We start from the raw sequence: 19,285 nt of genomic DNA on the forward strand, positions 1-19,285 counted from the left end.
TGGGCCCGCTGGCCCGCCGTCATTCCGTAGGCGTCGGCGAAGGCGCGCACCCGGGTGGGAATGTGTGCCTTGACCAGCGAGGGAGCCCGGTCCTCAGGATCGACAAGGGGTGCCCACCAGTAGAGCGCGTTGGCGAGGTCGGCGACACGCGTGGTCGGCCGGGCGAGGTCGAAGTCGATCAACGCCTTCGGGCGTGAGTCGGCGAACACAACGTTGCCGGGGCAGTAGTCCATGTGCGACACGAGCTCCGCCTTGTCGATCAGGGGGACCACCCCGGCAGGCCGTCTTCCAGGAGTTCCGCCCCAGGTCGCACCAGTTGGCGGGAGCCAACCGTCTGCCGCTTCGTGCAGCCGACGAATGAGCGCCCCCAGTGCTCCTAGTGCCTCTACCGTCGTCGCGTAGGCAGGTAACGGCTCGACCGGCACGTCACCAGCCACGTAGGAGAGGATCTCCCGTCCTTGTGCGTCATACCCCAGCGGCTCGGGACACTCGGTGAATCCCCGACTGCGCACGTGCGCAAGATACGCCTGGATGGTGGCCGTGAACGGCCGCACCGGACGGCGCACGGTCTGCCCAACCCGGACCACGTGGGTGACACCCTCGCTAGCCAGCGTCTGCTCGACATCCTCGGTCACCCCAGAACCGTAGTACCGGTACGGCGCCTACGGCTGAGAGGTGCGCGGGCAACGGCGGCTCCGGTCTGTCACGGTGCGGTGCTGCTCACCGGCACATCCCAGATAAGTGCGCGCACATCGACGGAGCGGAGTCGCGATGTCACGAACCTGTGGCAGCATTTCGTCACCGCGAGGCGCCTTCGATTGACGCACCGCCTCGACCGCGCCTCATGCCAAGGTGGCCACGTGGACACACGCGACCTGCAGACCTGGACGACCGAGCACCGCCTGCTCTTCGCCGACGCCGTCGACGCCCTGGGCGAGGAGCACGCGGGCGACCCGACGCTCTGCGAAGGCTGGGACGTGCGGACCCTCACCGGCCACATGCTGCAACCCATCATGGTCCCCTCCTGGCGCTTCATGCTCACCGCCGCGCGCGTGCGCTCGATGGCGCGGGCTTGCGACGTCATCGCGGCCCGTCTCTCCGACCGGCCGCTTGCGGAGGTGAGCGGTGAGCTGCGGCGGCGCGCCGGCACGCCTGCCGAGCCCTGGTACATCGGCGCCGCCGGCCCCTACGCCGACAGCTGCATCCACCTGCGAGACCTCACCCTCCCCCAGGGCCTGGGCGTCACGGTCCAACCCGATCGCTGGGAGACGGTCATCGACATCATCGTCTCGCCCCGCGGTCAGGCGTCGTTCCTCGCCTCCAAGGGCTTCCTGGACGGGCTCGCGTGGCGAGCCACGGACCAGGACCGGGTATGGGGTGCCGGTCCCCTCGTCGAGGGCACCGCCGAGGCGCTGGCGATGACGATGTCCGGGCGCACGGCATACCTCGACCAGCTCGACGGCGATGGCGTGCCGCTGGTGCGCGACCGGCTCGCGGCCGCCAGAGGATGAGTAGGCCGTAGGGACCTGGAGCGCGTCGGCAGCGTCCGCACGCCCTGTGTCCAGACCGGTGTGGTTCCTCGGCGGATACTGGGCCGGTGACGTCCCACCTTCGCCCCACCCGACACTTCACCCCGCGCTCGACGTGGATGAACGACCCCAACGGCCTCGTCTTCGTCGACGGGGTCTACCACCTGTTCTTCCAGACCAACCCCGAGGGCGTCGAGTGGGGCAACATGTCGTGGGGCCACGCCACCTCGCCCGACCTGCTGACCTGGACCGAGCACGACGTCGCGCTGCGATTCTCCGAGCAGGAGGCGGTCTTCTCCGGCAGCGTCGTGGTCGACCACGGCAACACCTCCGGGCTCGGCGACGGCGACGCTCCCCCGCTGGTCGCGCTCTACACCAGCCACTACGAGGTCGGATCGCCGCGCGCAGGCACGCAAGCGCAGTCGCTCGCCTGGAGCACCGACGGGGGTATGACGTGGCGCCGCTACCCGGGCAACCCGGTCCTGTGCCGCCAGAGCGCCGACTTCCGCGACCCGAAGGTCTTCGGGCACCCCACCGGGTGGGTGATGGTCGCGGTCGAGGCCAACCACCGCCAGGTGGTCCTCTACCGCTCGGACGACCTTTTGGCCTGGGAGCACCTGTCGACCTTCGGGCCGCTCGGCTCGACCGAGGGGGTGTGGGAGTGCCCGGACCTCTTCGAGCTGCCGGTCGACGGAGGGCCGCAGACCGCGTGGGTGCTGGTCGTCAGCCTCGGCGCGGGCGGACCCGCAGGCGGCTCGGGCACGCAGTACTTCGTCGGTGACTTCGACGACCGCACCTTCACGCCCCTGCCGGGAGACACCGGACGGTGGCTCGATGTCGGCCCCGACCACTACGCGGCCGTGTCCTTCGACAACACCGGCGACCGGCGCATCATGATCGGCTGGGCGAGCAACTGGGCCTACGCCCGCCGCACGCCGACACCGACCTGGCGCTCCTCCATGTCGCTGGCCCGCGAGGTGTCCTTGCGCCGCTCACCGGGCGGTCGACCGGTGCTGCACCAGGACCCCGTCCTGCCGGACGACCTGCTCCAGCACCGCCTCGCCGTGCCCGCCGGCGTCAGGTCGACGCTGACCCTGACGACCGACGAGGGCAGGGACCCGTTGGTCCTCACCGTCGACGCTGGCGCCGACCGCATCACCCTGGACCGTTCCCGCTGCGGCGACGTAACCTTCTCCCCGGACTTCCCGACGGTGGTCGAGGCGCCGCTGCCGGACCGCGACGGCGCGGTGGACGTGCTTGTCGTCGTGGACGCCTCGGTCGTGGAGGTCTACGCCCTCGACGGGGCGCTCACCCTCACCGCGCAGGTCTTCCCCAGCGCGCCTCTCACTACGCTTGGAGTCGACGCTGCCTAAGAACCTGGGCCCGCCGTCAGAGACTTCTCACCACATCTGTCCGAACGGGTCCACAGCTCGTGAGTCCAAACCCCCGGCCGGTGCCCGGCCAGGCAATCAGGCTCAAGCCTTGAGCACGTAACGCAGGATCTCCACCACCTGGTCGGTGGTCGTGCACCAGGCCTGAGCCTCGGCGTCGACCTCCTTGAGGGGATGGACGGTATCGGCCTCGTGGAGGGTCACGTACGGCTTGCCCAGGGCGGCGCAGTAGCCCGCATCGAAGGCGGCGTTCCACTGCTTGTACTTGTCCCCGAAACGCACGACGACCAGGTCGCTCTTCCTGATGAGGGTACGGGTGCGAATGGCATTGACCTTGGCGGACTGGTGATCACGCCAGAACTGGCTCGCGGTTTCACCCAGGTGGTCGCCGGCGGCGTCGCTCGCGGGGTGGTCGGTCACCGGCGCGGTGAAAACCACGTCCAGCCCGGCGGCCTCGGCGCCGCGCTGGATCTGATCACGCCAATCGGTGTGGATCTCGCCGGAAAGATAGACATAAAAACTCATTGCTCGGGGCTCCTATATGGGGTGTGGACAGATCTAATCTTGCTGTCTGGTTCCGATTCTACCGCCCAGCCACAATTCAAGGAGAAAAGGGTCGAGACATGAGTGGTCGAAGCCTGGTTAACCGGAGGTCCCATGATGCAGCTGAGCGCCATGACGCGACCCGTCAGCGCCGCTGGCGGATGCGTGACACCGCGGCCTCAGTCGCTACGCCGCATCGACCGAACCCCGACGACCAGCCCGACCACCGCTGTCACCAAGGCTGCGACGAAACCCCACAGCACCGGCCCGGCCGCCAGCTGGCCCGCGAAGAGTGCCCGCTCGGCCTCCACGACATACGACAGAGGGTTGACCCGGGCGAGGGCCTGCATCCATCCCGGCCCGCCGTCGAGCGGCAGGAGCATCCCGGAGAGGATCATCAGCGGGAAGAGCACCGTCTGCTGCACCACCCAGAACATCCAGTCCTGCTTGCGCACGGCGAGCGCCAGCGCATAGCTCAGCGCGCTGATGCCGACACCCAGCACCGCCAGCAGGACCAGCCCGAGCAGCGCGCCGAGGGGGTGCGGGCGGAAGCCGAAGGGCAGCATCACCAGCACGATGACGACCGCCTGGGCGACCAGGGTGACGATCTCCTTCAGCGCCCGGCCGACCAGCAGCGAGGAGCGCGCCAGCGGGGTGACGAGCATCCGCTCGTGGGCACCGGTCTGCATCTCGAAGAGCAGGTTGGCGCCCACCGTGCTGGAGCCGAAGAGCGAGATCATCACCAGGATCGCGGGGACGAACCACTGCCAGACCTCTCCCCCGGGCAGCCCGCCCCCGAGGTTGCCGGCCAGCAGTGGGCCGAAGAGCGCAAGGAAGAAGATCGGCTGGATCAGCGAGAAGACCACCGAGAACGGGTCGTGCAGGGTGGGGCGCAGCTCGCGGGCCAGCACGATGAGGCTGTCGCGCACGACGCTGCGGCGCGACGCCGCGGGGGGTGCGCCGACGGGTGCGCCGGGGTGGGTCAGGGTCGTGGTGCTCATGCTGCGGCCTCCGGGGTGGGCTCGGTCGCGGCGTGCGCCTCGCGCAGGCTGCGGCCGGTGAGGGTAAGGAAGACGTCGTCCAGGGTGGGGCGCCGCACCTGCAGATCGGTGATGGGTATGCCGTCCGCGTCCGCCGTGCGCACCAGCTCGGGCACCCGGGTGGAACCCGCTGTGATGCCCGCGGTGAGGGTGGCACCGTCGAGGCGCACCTCGCTGGTCGCCTCCCACTCTTCTAGCCGGGCGGCCAGGCGGGCAGTCTGCTCCGCGTTCGCTGTAGTGACGGTGAGCCGGTCGCCGGCGTGCTTGCTCTTGAGCGACTCGGGGGTGTCGTCGGCGATGATCTGCCCATCGTCGACGATGACGACCCGCGCGGCCATGGTGTCGGCCTCGTCGAGGTAGTGCGTGGTCAGCAGGAGCGTGATGTCGTGCTCCTCGCGCAGCGCGGTGATGTGCTCCCACAGGTTGGCCCGGTTGTGCGGGTCCAGGCCAGTCGAGGGCTCGTCCAGGACCAGCAGCTCCGGGGCGTGCATGAGCCCCATCGCCACGTCGAGGCGACGCCGCTGGCCCCCGGACAGGTCGGAGACCTTGGTCCGCTCCTTGCCGGCCAGGTCCAGCCCCGTCATGAGGTCCTGCGCCCGCGCCCGCGCGGCCCGCCGGTTCATCCCGAAGGTCACGCCCTGCACGACGAGCTCGTCGAGGGCGCGCTGGCCGTGGCCGGCGCCGTTGCCCTGCCCGACATACCCCAGCCGTTGGCGCACCTGGGCGGGGTGCTGGACCACGTCATACCCAGCCACCCGGGCGGTGCCGGCGGTCGGTCGGGTGAGAGTGGTGAGCATCCGCATGGTGGTGGTCTTGCCGGCGCCGTTAGGGCCCAGCACGGCGACGGTCTCGCCGCGCTCCACGTGCAGGTCCACGCCGCGCACCGCGTGCACCGTGTCTTTGCGTCCGACGAAGTCCTTCGTCAGACCCCTTGTCTCGATCATGGTCAGTCTTCTTCCTCTCGCTCGGTCCTGCCGCAGCCACGCTAGGAGGAGTAGCGGCCAGATCCTGGCCGCTTCTGCATCGCATACTGAGGAGATGACAACTCCGTCCGGACGGCTGCTCACCCTGCTGTCGCTGCTGCAGGCCCGGCGCGACTGGCCGGGCGAGACGCTGGCCGACCGGCTGGGTGTGAGCCGGCGCACGGTGCGACGCGACGTGGACCGGCTGCGGGAGCTGGGCTACCCGGTGCAGACGACCAAGGGCCCGGCCGGTGGCTACCGGCTGGCGCCCGGCAGCGACTTGCCGCCGCTGCTCTTCGACGACGAGCAGGCGGTGGCGGTGGCCGTGGCGCTGCAGACGGCGACGCTGGGAGTGACCGGCGTCCAGGAGGCCGCGGTCCGCGCGCTCGCGACGATCCGCCAGGTCATGCCCTCGCGGCTGCGACACCGGGTCGACGCGCTGCAGGTGCTCACCGTGCCGCCCACCTCTTCGCCCGCTGCCACGGTCGACCCCGAGGTGCTGCTGCAGGTCGGGGCCTGTTGCCGCGACCATCACGTCCTGCGCTTCGACTACGTCGACACCGAAGGTGCGCAGTCTCTGCGCCGGGTCGAGCCACACCGGCTGGTCAGCCGCCGCGGTCGTTGGTATGCCGTGGCCTGGGATCTCGACCGCGCGGCCTGGCGCACGTTCCGCGTCGACCGGGTGCGGCCTCGCACGCCGATCGGCCCCCGCTTCGCCCCGCGCGAGCTGACGGACGAGATGGTCGCCGACCTGGTCCGCCCGCCGGGCGAGACGTCATGGCCGGCCAAGGGGAGGGTGGTCCTCCACGCGTCAGCGGCAGACGTGTCGCGCTGGGTCCGCCCGGACCAGGGCACGGTCACCCCGCGCGACGAGTCCTCCTGCGAGCTGGAGATCGGCTCGTGGTCCTGGCCGTCGCTGGCGGCGTGGCTGCTGCTCTTCGAGGCGGAGTTCGAGGTGCTTGACCCGCCGGAGCTGGTCGTCGCCCTGGAGGAGATCGCTGCCCGGGTGGGGCGGGCGATGGCAGCGTCAGGAAGCCTTGGGGCGGATGTGAGCAAACCCGGGCCTTGCCCGCACACAGTCGGGTGAGCAGGGCCTGACCGCTACCCGCGGGAGCTGACGCGCTCCCCGGCCATCCAGACCTCCCGGACCCGCTCCCCCAGCCCGGTCCACTCGTCATACGCACCGTCGATGACCACGACGTCGGCGACCTTGCCCGCCTCCAGCGTCCCGTGCTGGGCCTCGACCCCCAGCAGCTCCGCGGCGACACCGGACGCGGCCGCCCAGACCTTGGCGGCTGGCATCCCGAGGGCGGCCAGATGCCCGAGCTCTTCGAGGTTGGTGCCGTGCACGCCCACCCCGCAGTCGGTGCCCATCGCGACCTTCACGCCGGCCTCGATCGCCCGGCGCACCGACGCGTCGTGCACAGCGGCGACTCGGCGGGCCTTGGCGACGACGGCGTCCGACATCGGGGCGCCCGCATCGGCTTGGGCCAGCACCGCCCGCGGAGCGCTGAGGGTGGGCACCAGCCAGGTGCCGTGCTCGAGCATGAGCTCGATGGCCTCGTCGTCGAGGTAGATCCCGTGCTCGATCGAGCGGACCCCGTTGCGGATCGCCGTCTTGATCCCGTCGGTGGCGATCGCGTGCGCCATCACGTTGAGCCCCGCGGCGGTGGCCTCGCGCACCAGCTCGGCGACCTCGTCGTCACGCAGGTGGCCGTGGCTGGGGTTGGACCGGGGTGAGAGGACGCCGCCGCTCGTGGCCACCTTGATGACGTCCGCGCCGGCCCGCACCAGCTCGCGGACCTTGCGCCGCATCTCGATCGGCCCGTCCACCACCGCCGACGGCATACCGGGGTGCTCCGCCAGCAGGCCGACGTGCGCGCCACACACGTGCCAGTCATCACCGTGCCCGCCGGTCTGGCTGATCATCTGGATCGCCACCTGCATCCGCGGCCCGAGCACGTGCCCCCGCCGCACCGCCTCCGCCAACCCCAGGTCCGCACCGCCGGCGTCGCGCACGTAGGTGATGCCGGTCGCGACCGTGCGCCGCATCCGGTCGATGGCCTCGTAGAACGGCAGGGAGAACGGCGTCTGCAGGATCTGCACCATCGTGGGCTGCTCGAAGAGGAAGTGCACGTGGCAGTCGAAGAGCCCGGGGGTGACGAATGCGCCCGTGCAGTCCACCACCCGCGTGCGCTCGCCTGCTGTCCCCTCGTCCAACCCCACAACGTCGCTGCCGACCGCCGCGACCCGGCCGTCCACCACCAGGACGTCACCCGTCGACGGCTCGGCACCCGAGCCGTCGACCACGACACCACCACGGAAAAGAATCCGGTCCATGTCGCCCGACGCTACCCCCGGTCATGCCGTTGCGCGCTGCTGCCTGGCGGTCAGCTCGGCAGCAGCTACTACCCCGGCGGGTGCCAACGGGGCGTGACCTACTCGACGCAGAGGCAGAACGGGTGCCCGGCGGGGTCCAGGAACACCCTGAACGTCTCGCCGGGCTGGCGCTCGGCCTTGGTCGCGCCGAGCCGCACCACCTCGGCCTCCGCCTCGTCGAGGTCCTCGACCATGACGTCGATGTGCATCTGCTGGGGCACGTCCTGCTCCGGCCAGACGGGCGCGGCGTAGTCCTCGACCTGCTGGAAGGAGATGCACTGTCCGTGGGGGCCGCGGATGTCGGCCCAATCGTCGTCGACCTCCACCTTCCAGTCGAGCATGGTCCCGTAGAACTCCGCCATGATCGCGGGGTCGGGACAGTCGATCACCGTGCTGGGCATGCTTGCGATAGCCATGGTGACGACGGTAGGGGCGAATGCGGACGGTTCGCGTCCGCGATTGCCACCGGGTCTGCGGGCCCTGTGCCGCAGCAGGTCTAGGTGCGTCCAGCCGGGCGGGCGTCGTCGAGCTGCGCACGCCGGACCTCGAGGTGCTCCCGCTCGGAGCCGTTGCGGCACAGGGCAAGCGCCGCGCTGTAAGCCCCTCTCGCGGCCGCCACGTCCCCGGTGCGGGCGAGCAGCTCGGCCCGCACCGCGGCGAGCCGGTGACTCTCGGGCAGGTCCAGGCCCTCCAGGGCCGACAGGCCGGCGGCCGGACCGCTGCTCTCGGCCACGGCGACCGCCCGGGCGAGGCGGGCCCCCGGGCTGGGGTCGACCTCGAGCAGGACGTCGTAGTGCGCCACCACCCGGTCCCACCTGGTCTCCCCGGCACTGGGGGCCGTCGCGTGCTCGGCCGCGACCCGCGCCTGGATCAGGTATGACGCGGCCTGGGCCGACAGCGGTCCGGCCAGGACCGGGGCGTCCAGGAGCGCGACCGCCTCCGCGATCTCCTCGTGCTGCCAGAGCGCGCGGTCCTGGTCCGGCAGCAGGACTAGGCGCCCGTCGGTGTCGACGCGGGCGTGCCGGCGCGAGTGCTGCAGCAGGACGAGCGCGAGCAGGGAGGTGAGCACCGGCTCCTCGGGCCGCAGGCCGCGCACCACCCGGACGAGGCGCACGGCCTCACCGGCCAGGTCGACGCGCACGGGGTCCGGCCCGCTGCCCGGGGCATAGCCGGCGGTGAACGCCAGGTAGGCCGTCTGCGCGACGACCCCCAGCCGTGCCGGCAGCCGGTCGGCTCCCGGCACGGCGAAGGGCACGCCCGCGGCGACGATCTTCTTCTTCGCCCGGGTGAGCCGGGCCGCCATCGTCGGCTCAGGCACGAGGAACAGCCGAGCGATGTCGTGCGTGCTCACGCCGAGCACGAGCCGCAGCGCGAGCGCGCTGGCCGCCTCGGGCGCCAGGGCCGGGTGGGTGCACATGAGCACGAGCCGCAGCAGGTCGTCCTCGACGAGGTCGCCGGGGTCGGCCATCGCCGCCGCGCCCTCGCGGTGCACGTCGGTGACCAGCAGCGGCACCTTGCGCCGCGCCATCGCCTCGGCCCGCAGCCGGTCGAGGATGCGGCGCCGGGCGACGGTGACCAACCAGGCGGGCGGGTTGCTCGGCATACCGTCCCGCTCCCACTGTCGGGCCGCAGCCTCGACGGCGTCCGCGAGGGCGTCCTCGACGAGGTCGAGCCGGCCGTGGCGCGCGAGGAGCAGGGACACCAGGCGCCCCCACTCCTCGCGCACCACGCGCGCGAGCTCCTCCGCCGCATCCACCGCTCTCACATCGGGTCGACGACCGGGCTGATCTGCAGGTCGTAGGGCGGCAGCTGCTCGAGCAGCTCCAGGACGACGTCGACGTCCGGGGCCTCGAGCAGGTAGAAGCCGCCCAGCTGCTCGACCGCCTCGGCGAAGGGCCCGTCGGTGATGGTGCGCTGCCCGTCGCGTGTGCGGACGACGATGGCGGTGTCGCCGGCACCGAGCGCCTCACCGGCGAGGATCTGTACCCCCTCGCGCTCACGGCACGCGTCGTCGAACGCCTCGAAGCGGCCCATCACCGCCGCCTGCTCCTCCTGGGTCATCCCGGACCACTCCGGGACGGCACCATCGGCCATCAGCAGCACGACATACTTCATCGTTGTTTCCTTTCGTCGGGCCGCGCCGATCGCGACCTCACCAGCATGTCGGACGAGGGGCTGCGAGATCGACAGGTGGTCTCGCGTTCTTTCATGCAGATGCGTCCGGCTGCCCTGTTCGCTGCGCAGGCTCCCCTTAGGGTGAGCCGGGTGACGCTCCACGACATCCCCCTGACCACCCTGGACGGCCGCTCCACGACGCTCGGTGAGCACGCCGGCCGAGTCCTGCTCGTCGTCAACGTCGCCTCGCGCTGCGGGCTGACCCCGCAGTACGCCGGCCTCGAGCAGCTGCAGAAGGAGTACGGCGAGCGCGGCCTGACCGTGATCGGTTTTCCCTGCGACCAGTTCGGCGGCCAGGAGCCCGGCACCAACGAGGAGATCGCACAGTTCTGCTCCGCGACCTACGGCGTGAGCTTCCCGATGATGGACAAGGTCGACGTCAACGGCGAGGACCGGCACCCGCTCTTCACCGAGCTGACGCAGGTGCCCGACGCCGACGGTCAGGCCGGCGACGTCGGGTGGAACTTCGAGAAGTGGGTCCTCGACGCCACGGGCACGCCGGTCGCCCGGTTCCGCTCCCGCACCGAGCCGACCGACCCGCAGGTCGTCGAGGCGATCGAGGCGGCACTAGACGTACGCACCGCCACCCGCTGAGCTGTCGAGGGGCGGATCTGGGCCTCCCTCCCCAGCGGGGCCCACGAGCGCGCAGCTCACATGAAGCGCTCGGAGAAGCTGTTCCGGAAGCGCAGGTCAGGGTCGTAGCGGCGCTTGGTCTCGAAGAACTCCTCGAGCCGCGGGTAGGCCTGCGCGACCTGCTCCCGGGTGTAGTGCTGCTGGTAGGGCAGGTAGAACGTCCCGCCGTGCTCCAGCGAGGCCGCGACCAGGGCCCGCGTGAGCGACGCCATGTCCTCGCTGCCGGCGTCGCTCACCTCCTGACTCACGTAGAGCACCACCGAGAAGCGCTCTCCTTGCGCGTAGTCGAGGACGACGTCCTCCTCGTGCACGGACCGGATCGAGGCGCTGAGCAGCTGGGCGTCGTGCTCCCCGAGCTGGGTCCGCAGCTCGTCCAGGAAGGGCACGATCTGGTCGTGGGGCAGGAAGTACTCGTGCAGCACGTCGGTGTACTGCGGCAGCCGGTTTTGCAGGAACCCCAGGCTCTCGTACATCGCCTGGTTGCGCCCCACCATGCACGCCTCGGCCTCGCGCAGCGACTCGTTGCGCGAGCGCAGGCATCCGCGCACGCGCGGCAGCAGCTCTCGCTGAGCCGTCCACCGGACCCGCTGCCCCAGGTCCCCGGTCCGGGCCAGGTTGAAGATCAGGCGGCTCGCGCGGTCCGAGGCCCGTTCCCGCAACGGTGGCACCGGCTCCGGCTCCTCCACCCGCTCGTAGGCGTAGACGATCGCTTCCCGGAGCAGGCTGCCCGGTGCTGTCGACAGGTGCGTGTACGTCATCCGGACCGCGTCGTCGCCGGCTACGTCGGTGGCGAAGTAGGCCGGGAAGTCCTGGTAGTCCACGACGGTGGTGCGCAGCCGGTACATCTCGCTGTCGACGAGGTCGAGCTCGACGTCGAGGATCACGCCGACCAGCCCGTAGCCCCCGACCACGGCCGCGAAGAGCTCAGGCTGCTCGTCCCGGCTCGCCCGGTGCACGCTGCCGTCCGGGAGCATGACCCGCACCGAGAGGATCGTCGACGACAGGCTGCCCGCCCGGAAGTCCAGTCCGTGCGCGTTCACCGAGACCGTGCCGCCGACGCTGAGCACGTCGATGCTCGGCATGGTCGCGACCGCAAGCCCGGCGGGGTGCACCGCCTCCAGCACCTGGTGCCAGGTCGCCCCGGCCTGCACGACGGCGGTCCTGGTCTCCTCGTCGACGGTGATCGTGTCCATGCCGCGCATGTCCACAACCAGGCCACCCGGATATGACGCCTGGCCGCCCATGGCGTGCTGGGTGCCGCCCACGGAGACCGCCAGCCCGCGCTCCTCGGCATACGCCAGGGCGGCCCGCACCTCTTCCTCGTCACGCGGGCGCGCCACGCCGTGCACCAGGGTGCGCGTCAGGCAGCTGGCGTCGGTGACCGTGCCACCGGTCTGCTCCAGACCGCCTGGGTATGCCGCGGGCCTCGGCTTGCCGGATGACTGGGACGCAGCCCGGACCAGCGCGTCCGGGGCTGGGCCCACCTTGCAGTCCTTCGCCGCGACGGGAGCCGAGGACCACAGGGCCAGCTGGGGCCCGCCGACGACCAGCACCAGCAGGAGAGCGACGGCTGCGACGCCCCAGCGCAGGCCACGCCGCCGACCGCCGCGTCGGTGCGTCCCCCGGGTGCGCTCAGGTCGTCGGGGCACGGCCCCATTAGAACACCGGAGACGGCAATCCGGGTGAGCAGTCGGCCGCGCAGCGACTGAGAAGGCACGTGCCTACAGTGGGCCGTGAAGCGGCTGGGTGTCAGGGGACGACCAGCAGCTCCTCGGCGACCTCCGCCGTGAGGACCAGCGCGTTGACCAGCCCGCCTCGCAGCGCAGGGACCAACGCCGGCACCCGGGACAGCTGGTGACAGCTGGCCACCACGGTGGGGATCCGGACGAGCTGCTGCCCGCTCAGGGCGATCACCCGCCCGGAGAGGGGTGTCTCGACCAGAGCCCCCTGCTCGTCGAAAAAGACGGCCGCGATCTCGCCGACGGCACCGGCGGCGACCACCCCCCCACGGGCCTCTTCGTCGACGGCGTCGTAGATGGTCGACTCCCCCGGTGCCCAGGCCCCCACACCCACCATCGCCACCGTCACTGTGTCCGCGGAGGCCAGGGTGTCGCGCACCGCAGGATCACGGCGCACCGCCTCGGCGGCCTCCGCGTCGGGCATGACCAACGGGGCGAAGAAGACCTGGCGGCCGCCGCCGGCGATCCGTGCGGCGCGGCGCACGATGTCGATCGTGCTGCTGTCGACGGGGTTGGTGGCCATCGCGCCGCTGAGCTGCACGACCGGCACCCTCGGCAGCGTGGTCAGGCAGTCCACCATGGCGTGCACCGACCGGCTCCACGGCATACCCAGCACGTCCTGCGGGCCGAGCAACTGACCCAGCAGGTCCGCGGCGGCGCGACCGACGTCGCGCTGGGGCGCGCCCGAATCCGGCACGACGCAGCACTCGCGCAGACCCCATCTGCTCCTGACCCGCGCCGCGAGCTCCAGCACCTGCCCCTCGACCGGCTCGACGACCTCGATCCGCACGATCCCGGTCTCCCTGGCCAGGTCCAGCAGCCGCGCCACCTTGAAGCGGCTCAGGCCCAGATCGGCGGCGATGTCCACCTTGGACTCGCCCTCCAGGTAGTAGCGGCGAGCCACCGCAGCCGCAACACGACGCTCGTCCGAGCCCAGGATGTCTCCCTGTCCCATCGCGCGCCGCCTCTCCCTACCGAGCCCCGGCGACCTTGCCGCAGACCTTGACACCTGCGCGGAAGGATAGTTGACTCTGGCCTTGCGCTCAAGTGTGCAAATGAGTTGCTCATTTGAGTTTCATGAAGGGTGGAGACAGTGCAACGACGCAGACGGCCACGCACCAGGACGACGACAGCTCTGGGACTGTCCCTCACCGCGGCCCTCTCGCTCAGCGCCTGCACCGCAGGCTGGGCGGGGGGAAACGCGGGGGCGGAGGGGTCGCTGAACGTGATCATGGTGAACAACCCCCAGATGGTCGATCTCCAGCGACTCACCGAGGAGCACTTCACCGCGGAGACCGGCATCTCGGTCAACTACACGATCCTGCCGGAGAACGACCTGCGCGACCTGGTGAGCCAGGAGTTCACCAGCCAGTCGGGGCAGTATGACGTCGCCACCCTCTCCAACTTCGAGGTCCCGATCTATGCGCGGGCCGGGTGGGTCGCCAACCTCGACGACTACATCGCCTCCGACCCCGACTTCGACCAGGACGACATCCTCACGCCGATGACGACCTCGCTGACGGTCGACGGCAGTGTCTACGGACAGCCGTTCTACGGCGAGTCCTCGTTCCTGATGTACCGCCAGGACATCCTCGACCGGGAGGGCATCACGATGCCTGAGCAACCCACCTGGCAGGACGTCGCCGACATTGCCGCCCAGGTGGACGGCGCCGAGCCCGGCATGTCCGGGATCTGCCTGCGCGGGCAACCCGGCTGGGGCCAGATCTTCGCCCCGCTGACCACCGTGGTCAACACCTTCGGCGGCACCTGGTTCGAGTCCGACGAGCAGAACTCCACCAGTGGGATGCGCCCGATGGTGAACTCACCCGAGTTCACCGAGGCGGTGACCTTCTACGTCGAGCTGGTCCGCGAGCACGGTCAGCGCGGAGCACCCAACGCCGGCTTCGTGGAGTGCCTCAACAACCTGACCCAGGGCAACTCGGCGATGTGGTACGACGCCACCTCGGCCGCCGGCTCGCTCGAGGCGGACGGCTCGCCCGTCCAGGGCCTGCTCGGCTACGCGCCGGCACCGGTGGTCGAGACGGAGAGCTCGGGCTGGCTCTACGCCTGGTCGTTCGCCGTCCAGGAGGCCTCGGAGAACAAGGACGACGCCTGGGAGTTCATCTCCTGGGCCTCGAGCAAGGAGTATGAGGAGCTCGTCGGCGAGGAGGTCGGGTGGGCCCAGGTGCCCTCGGGCAAGCGCGCCTCCACCTACGAGAACCCCGACTACCTCGAGGTCGCAGGAGCCTTCGCCGAGCCGACCAGGCGGGCGATCGAGGCTGCCGACCCGGAGAACCCCGGGCTCCAGCCCCGGCCCGCGATGGGCATCCAGTTCATCGGCCTGCCCGAGTTCCCCGAGCTGGGCACCCAGGTCAGCCAGGACATCAGCGCCGCGATCGCGGGACGGATGAGCGTCGAGGACGCCCTCGACCAGGGCCAGCGGCTGGCCGAGGACATCGCCGAGCGCTACGAGGCACGAGAGGAGAGCGACCGATGAGCACCGAAGTAGCCGCGGACGCCGCCCGGACGGGGGCACCCCCGCCCGCCGAGCGGCGACAGAGCGGGATGTCAGAGGCGTGGCGCCGCAGGCTGCCGCTGCTGCCCGCCCTCATCTTCGTGATCGTGCTGACCCAGCTGCCCTTCCTCGGCACGCTGATCGTCTCGTTCATGAACTGGAACTCTTACTACCCCGAGGACCGGGGGTTCACCGGGTTCAGCAACTACGTCCGGGTCTTCACCGACGTCAACGCCCGCTCGGCGGTGGTCGTCACCGTCGTGCTGACCGTGAGCGTGGTGCTCATCTGCCTCGTCCTGGGTCTGCTCATCGCGCTCCTGCTCGACCGGAAGTTCCCGGGTCGGGGCGTCGTGCGCACGATGATGATCACGCCGTTCCTCCTCGTGCCGATCGCGGCGGCGCTGCTGTGGAAGCACGCGCTCTACAACCCCGAGTACGGCCTGTTCAACGGCCTGCTCACGCTCTTCCTCGGCGACAACGCGCCCCAGCCCGACTGGGTGGGCAGCATGCCGCTGCCGGCCCTGATCGCGGCGATCTCCTGGCAGTGGACGCCGTTCATGATGCTCATCCTGCTCGCCGGGCTGCAGAGCCGTCCGATGGACGTGGTCGAGGCGGCACGCATCGACGGCGCCAGCAGCTGGCAGATCTTCATCCACATGACGCTGCCGCACCTGCGCCCGTACATCGAGCTCAGCGTGCTGCTCGGCACCATCTACGTGGTGCAGAACTTCGACCACGTCTTCACCATCACCGCTGGTGCCACGGGCAGCGCCAACCTGCCCTACTTCGTCTACCAGACCTTCTACACCGCACAGGACTACGGCCGCGCCTCCGCCGCCGGGGTCGTCACGGTGGCGGGCACCCTCATCGTGTCGATGCTCGCCCTGCGGACCGTCTTCACCGTCTTCCAGCAGGAGTCACGATGACCATCGCACTCAAGCCCCCGAGCCAACGCCGCACACCGTTCCGCGACAAGGCCGGTCGTCAGGGCCTCGGGCTGACGATCCTGGCCTGGGCCATCGGCCTGCTCTTCTTCATCCCGTTCCTGTGGATGGTGCTGGTGTCCTTCCGCAGCGAGACCGACGCCGCGACCAACCCGCCGCAGCTGCTCTCCCCCTTCAGCATCGAGGGTTACCGCAACTTCTTCGGGGCCGACCCGTGGGGCCCGCTCCTGAACTCGGCGACGGCCAGCGTGCTGTCCACGGCGCTGGTCATCCTCCTGGCCTTCCCGGCCGCCTACGCACTGTCGATCCGGCCGGTGAACAAGTGGCAGGACGTGCTCTTCTTCCTGCTCTCCACCAAGATGCTGCCGATCGTCGCCGCGATCCTGCCGATCTACCTCTTCGCCCAGTTCTCCGGGCTGCTGGACAACATCTTTCTGCTCACCATCTTCTACACATCGATGAACCTGCCGATCGCCATCTGGATGCTGCGCTCCTTCCTCGCAGAGGTGCCCGTGGAGATGATCGAGGCGGCGCAGATCGACGGGGCGAACCTGATCACCACCCTGCGCCAGGTGATCGCCCCGGTCGTGATGCCCGGCATCGCCGCGGCGGCGCTCATCTGTTTCATCTTCAGCTGGAACGAGCTGCTCCTGGCCCGGGTCCTGACCAGCACCGTCGCGCAGACGGCACCGGTCTACCTCACCGGTTTCGTCACCAGCCAGGGGCTGTTCCTGGCGCAGGTCTGCGCGGCCAGCCTGGTCGTGTCGGTCCCGGTGCTGGCGGCCGGCTTCGCGGCCCAGGACAAGCTCGTCCAGGGCCTGTCGATGGGAGCGGTGAAGTGACGACGAGGCCCCGGCTCGGCGACGAGACCCTCGACCAGCTGCCCGACACGGTGGCCCGGCCCAGCTACGACCGTTCGACCCTGACACCCGGCATCGTCCATCTCGGCGTGGGTGGCTTCCACCGGGCGCACGAGGCGATGTACCTCGACCGGCTGATGGAGGACGGGCGCGACCACGACTGGGCCGTCGTCGGGGTCGGCACGATGCCCGGCGACGTCCGCATGCGCGACGCCCTGAAGGGGCAGGACTGCCTCTACACCCTGGTGATCAAGCACCCGGACGGGACGCTGGAGCCCCGGGTCATCGGTTGCCTGGTCGACTACCTGTTCGCCCCCGACGACCCCGAGGCGGTGCTGGCGGCCATGGTCGACCCCCGGGTGCGGGTCGTCTCCCTGACCATCACCGAGGGCGGCTACCACGTGAACCAGGTGACCGGGCGGTTCGACCCCGGCGACACGGCCCTGCAGGCCGACCTCGACTCCCCCGGCACCCCGCGCAGCGCCTTCGGCTTCGTCACCGAGGCGCTGCGCCGTCGCCGCGCAGCCGGGGCGGAGCCGTTCACCGTGATGTCCTGCGACAACCTGCCCGGCAACGGCGACGTCGCGCGGGACATGATCGGCGCCTTCGCGGCCCTGCAGGACGACCGGTCGCCCGGAGGGGAGCCGCTCGCCCCCTGGCTGGCCGAGCACGTCGCCTTCCCCAACTCGATGGTCGACCGCATCACCCCCGTGACCAGCCAGGAGGACATCACCGCCCTGGCCGAGCAGTTCGGGGTCGAGGACGCCTGGCCGGTGGTCTGCGAGCCGTTCACCCAATGGGTGCTGGAGGACCACTTCCCCACCGGCCGGCCCGCCTTCGAGGAGGCCGGGGCCCAGGTCGTCGAAGACGTCGTCCCCTACGAGCTGATGAAGCTGCGCCTCCTCAACGCCAGCCACCAGGCCCTGTGCTACCTCGGCTACCTCTCCGGCTACCGATACGTCCACGAGGTCTGCCAGGACCCGCTGTTCGTCGACTTCCTCCTCGGTTACATGGAGCACGAGGGCGCGCCCACCCTGCCCGAGGTCCCGGGCGTCGACCTCGACGCCTACCGCCGCGAGCTGATCGACCGCTTCGCCAACCCCGAGGTGCGCGACACCCTGGCGCGCCTGTGCGCGGAGTCCAGCGACCGCATACCGAAGTGGTTGGTGCCGGTCATCCGCCACAACCTCGAGCACGGCGGGCGGATCGACTCCTCCGCGCTCGTCGTCGCCTCCTGGGCACGGTATGCCGAGGGCGTGGACGAGCAGGGCCAGCCGATCGAGGTGGTCGACCGGTTCAAGGACACGGTCATGGCGGCGGCCGCACGTCAGCGCGAGGAGCCGCTCGCCTTCCTCCAGGACGAGTCCTTCTTCGGCGACCTGCGGCACGATGAACGGTTCACCACCGCCTACCTCGGGTTCCTCAGGTCGTTGCACGACAAGGGTGCCCGCGCGACCCTGGAGGACCATGTCAACGGCTGACGGTCCGGAGACGACGAGGACAGCCGTCCTCCTTCAGCCCGGCACGATCCAGGTGCAGGAGCGGCCGCGTCCGCAGCCCGGACCCGACGAGGTGCTCATCCAGGTCACCTCGGTCGGCGTGTGCGGGTCCGACACGCACTACTACACGCACGGACGGATCGGCTCGTATGCCGTCACGGCGCCACTCGTCCTCGGTCATGAGTCGGCCGGGGTCATCGTCGGCGTCGGCGAGGGTGTGGACCCCGCCCGCGCCGGGCAGCGGGTCTCGATCGAGCCCGGCGTGCCCTGCCGCCAGTGCGAGCAGTGCCTGTCCGGTCGCTACAACCTGTGCCCGGACATGGTCTTCCACGCCACTCCACCGGTCGACGGCTCGCTCAGCGAGGTCATCGTGCACCACCACGCCTTCGCCCATGCCGTGCCGGACGAGGTGGGTGACGATGCCGCGGCGATGGTCGAGCCGCTCTCGGTGGCGCTGTGGGCCTGCCGCAAGGCAGCCGTGGGCCCCGGCGACCGCGTGCTCGTCACCGGGGCCGGGCCGGTCGGGCTGCTCTGTGCCCAGGTGGCCCGCGTGGCGGGGGCGGCCGAGGTCGTGGTCGTCGACGTCAACCCGCACCGGCTCGCGGTGGCAGCCGCGCACGGGGCTACGGACACCGTCGACGCTCGCGAGGTGTCACTGGATGAGTGGCACGGCGGACGCCCCGCCCCCCACGTGCTGCTGGAGTGCAGCGGTCATCCCGGCTCGACGCTGGCCGGCCTGCAGTCACTGGCCCCAGCCGGACGGGCCGTGCTGGTCGGGATGGGCGGCGACACCCTCGACCTTCCGCTCTCGCTGGTCCAGGAGCGGGAGCTGCTGGTCACCGGGGTCTTCCGCTACGCCAACACCTGGCCGACGGCGATCGCCCTGGTCGCCAACGGGCAGGTGCGGCTCGACGACCTGGTCACCGGGCACTTCCGACTCGACCAGACCGCCGAGGCGCTCACCGCCGCCATGGACGACCCGCGGGCCATCAAGTCGATGATCCACCCGCACAATTGACGCAACCCACGTCTCCTGGAGGGACTGACAGTATTTGACAGACCGACGCCTACTGGAG

Annotated in this window: 18 protein-coding genes and 1 pseudogene; 9 read left to right on the forward strand and 10 right to left on the reverse strand. The window is 70.6% G+C overall.

Features of this window, described 5'->3' with window-relative positions; all coding sequences use genetic code 11:
* Window positions 1-92: 92 nt before the first annotated feature.
* Window positions 93-635 (reverse strand): annotated as a pseudogene (locus FY030_RS16890) (phosphotransferase); the annotation flags it as partial.
* A 225-nt stretch (window positions 636-860) separates the two neighbouring features.
* On the opposite strand from FY030_RS16890, the gene FY030_RS11300 reads away from it, so the two are divergent.
* Together FY030_RS11300 and FY030_RS11305 are read left to right on the forward strand one after the other, a co-directional pair.
* On the forward strand, window positions 861-1,511 hold the full coding sequence (locus tag FY030_RS11300) for a maleylpyruvate isomerase mycothiol-dependent enzyme family protein (RefSeq protein ID WP_158061595.1): 651 nt from the start codon (window positions 861-863) through the stop codon (window positions 1,509-1,511).
* Between the two features lie 86 nt (window positions 1,512-1,597).
* Entirely contained in the window at window positions 1,598-2,902 is a 1,305-nt protein-coding gene (locus tag FY030_RS11305) for a glycoside hydrolase family 32 protein (protein ID WP_238348245.1), read from the forward strand.
* A gap of 102 nt (window positions 2,903-3,004) precedes the next feature.
* Here the strand turns inward: FY030_RS11305 and FY030_RS11310 are convergent, their stop codons facing one another.
* The 3 genes from FY030_RS11310 to FY030_RS11320 form a co-directional block, all read right to left on the reverse strand.
* Window positions 3,005-3,445 carry a YtoQ family protein gene (locus FY030_RS11310; RefSeq protein WP_158061596.1) on the reverse strand — a complete coding sequence of 147 codons (441 nt, stop codon included), beginning with the start codon at window positions 3,443-3,445 and terminating at the stop codon, window positions 3,005-3,007.
* A 197-nt stretch (window positions 3,446-3,642) separates the two neighbouring features.
* Window positions 3,643-4,464, reverse strand: a complete 822-nt coding sequence (locus FY030_RS11315; RefSeq protein ID WP_158061597.1) for an ABC transporter permease — start codon at window positions 4,462-4,464, stop codon at window positions 3,643-3,645.
* Window positions 4,461-5,447 (reverse strand): ATP-binding cassette domain-containing protein, encoded by a 987-nt coding sequence (locus tag FY030_RS11320; RefSeq protein ID WP_158061598.1) that lies wholly within the window; start codon window positions 5,445-5,447, stop codon window positions 4,461-4,463. The genes FY030_RS11315 and FY030_RS11320 overlap by 4 nt, the downstream gene beginning before the upstream one ends.
* 94 nt (window positions 5,448-5,541) lie before the next feature.
* Between FY030_RS11320 and FY030_RS11325 the strand changes: the two genes are divergently transcribed.
* The gene (locus FY030_RS11325) at window positions 5,542-6,552 is read left to right on the forward strand and encodes a helix-turn-helix transcriptional regulator (RefSeq protein WP_158061599.1); all 1,011 of its coding nucleotides are present in this window, start codon (window positions 5,542-5,544) and stop codon (window positions 6,550-6,552) included.
* Window positions 6,553-6,566: 14 nt separating this feature from the next.
* On the opposite strand, the gene FY030_RS11330 is transcribed toward FY030_RS11325, so the two are convergent.
* From FY030_RS11330 to FY030_RS11345, 4 genes are all read right to left on the reverse strand, one after another.
* Window positions 6,567-7,805 (reverse strand): metal-dependent hydrolase family protein, encoded by a 1,239-nt coding sequence (locus FY030_RS11330; RefSeq protein WP_158061600.1) that lies wholly within the window; start codon window positions 7,803-7,805, stop codon window positions 6,567-6,569.
* A gap of 98 nt (window positions 7,806-7,903) precedes the next feature.
* Window positions 7,904-8,260 (reverse strand): VOC family protein, encoded by a 357-nt coding sequence (locus tag FY030_RS11335; protein WP_158061601.1) that lies wholly within the window; start codon window positions 8,258-8,260, stop codon window positions 7,904-7,906.
* An 80-nt stretch (window positions 8,261-8,340) separates the two neighbouring features.
* On the reverse strand, window positions 8,341-9,600 hold the full coding sequence (locus tag FY030_RS17105) for an RNA polymerase sigma factor (protein ID WP_158061602.1): 1,260 nt from the start codon (window positions 9,598-9,600) through the stop codon (window positions 8,341-8,343).
* Between the two features lie 5 nt (window positions 9,601-9,605).
* Window positions 9,606-9,959 carry a YciI family protein gene (locus FY030_RS11345; protein ID WP_158061603.1) on the reverse strand — a complete coding sequence of 118 codons (354 nt, stop codon included), beginning with the start codon at window positions 9,957-9,959 and terminating at the stop codon, window positions 9,606-9,608.
* A 141-nt stretch (window positions 9,960-10,100) separates the two neighbouring features.
* On the opposite strand from FY030_RS11345, the gene FY030_RS11350 reads away from it, so the two are divergent.
* Window positions 10,101-10,613 carry a glutathione peroxidase gene (locus tag FY030_RS11350; protein WP_420371857.1) on the forward strand — a complete coding sequence of 171 codons (513 nt, stop codon included), beginning with the start codon at window positions 10,101-10,103 and terminating at the stop codon, window positions 10,611-10,613.
* A 56-nt stretch (window positions 10,614-10,669) separates the two neighbouring features.
* Here the strand turns inward: FY030_RS11350 and FY030_RS11355 are convergent, their stop codons facing one another.
* Window positions 10,670-12,301, reverse strand: coding sequence for an FAD-binding oxidoreductase (locus FY030_RS11355; RefSeq protein ID WP_158061605.1), 1,632 nt, complete (start codon window positions 12,299-12,301; stop codon window positions 10,670-10,672).
* Window positions 12,302-12,401: 100 nt separating this feature from the next.
* Window positions 12,402-13,346: a sugar-binding transcriptional regulator gene (locus FY030_RS11360; protein WP_158061606.1), complete on the reverse strand. Its 945-nt coding sequence runs from the start codon at window positions 13,344-13,346 to the stop codon at window positions 12,402-12,404.
* A 138-nt stretch (window positions 13,347-13,484) separates the two neighbouring features.
* Here FY030_RS11360 and FY030_RS11365 point away from each other — a divergent pair, with 138 nt between their 5' ends.
* The 5 genes from FY030_RS11365 to FY030_RS11385 are packed head-to-tail and all read left to right on the forward strand — an operon-like array spanning window position 13,485 to window position 19,227.
* Window positions 13,485-14,888: an ABC transporter substrate-binding protein gene (locus tag FY030_RS11365; RefSeq protein ID WP_238348246.1), complete on the forward strand. Its 1,404-nt coding sequence runs from the start codon at window positions 13,485-13,487 to the stop codon at window positions 14,886-14,888.
* Window positions 14,885-15,832, forward strand: a complete 948-nt coding sequence (locus tag FY030_RS11370; protein ID WP_158061607.1) for a carbohydrate ABC transporter permease — start codon at window positions 14,885-14,887, stop codon at window positions 15,830-15,832. Before FY030_RS11365 ends, FY030_RS11370 begins: the two co-directional genes overlap by 4 nt.
* A complete protein-coding gene (locus tag FY030_RS11375; protein ID WP_158061608.1) occupies window positions 15,829-16,692 on the forward strand; it encodes a carbohydrate ABC transporter permease in 864 nt (287 codons plus the stop codon). Before FY030_RS11370 ends, FY030_RS11375 begins: the two co-directional genes overlap by 4 nt.
* A complete protein-coding gene (locus FY030_RS11380) occupies window positions 16,689-18,191 on the forward strand; it encodes a mannitol dehydrogenase family protein (protein WP_158061609.1) in 1,503 nt (500 codons plus the stop codon). Before FY030_RS11375 ends, FY030_RS11380 begins: the two co-directional genes overlap by 4 nt.
* Window positions 18,178-19,227: an NAD(P)-dependent alcohol dehydrogenase gene (locus FY030_RS11385; protein ID WP_158061610.1), complete on the forward strand. Its 1,050-nt coding sequence runs from the start codon at window positions 18,178-18,180 to the stop codon at window positions 19,225-19,227. Before FY030_RS11380 ends, FY030_RS11385 begins: the two co-directional genes overlap by 14 nt.
* The last annotated feature ends 58 nt before the right edge of the window (window positions 19,228-19,285 follow it).

This window comes from Ornithinimicrobium pratense (assembly GCF_008843165.1).
In the GTDB taxonomy this organism is placed as follows: Bacteria; Actinomycetota; Actinomycetes; order Actinomycetales; family Dermatophilaceae; genus Ornithinicoccus; species Ornithinicoccus pratensis.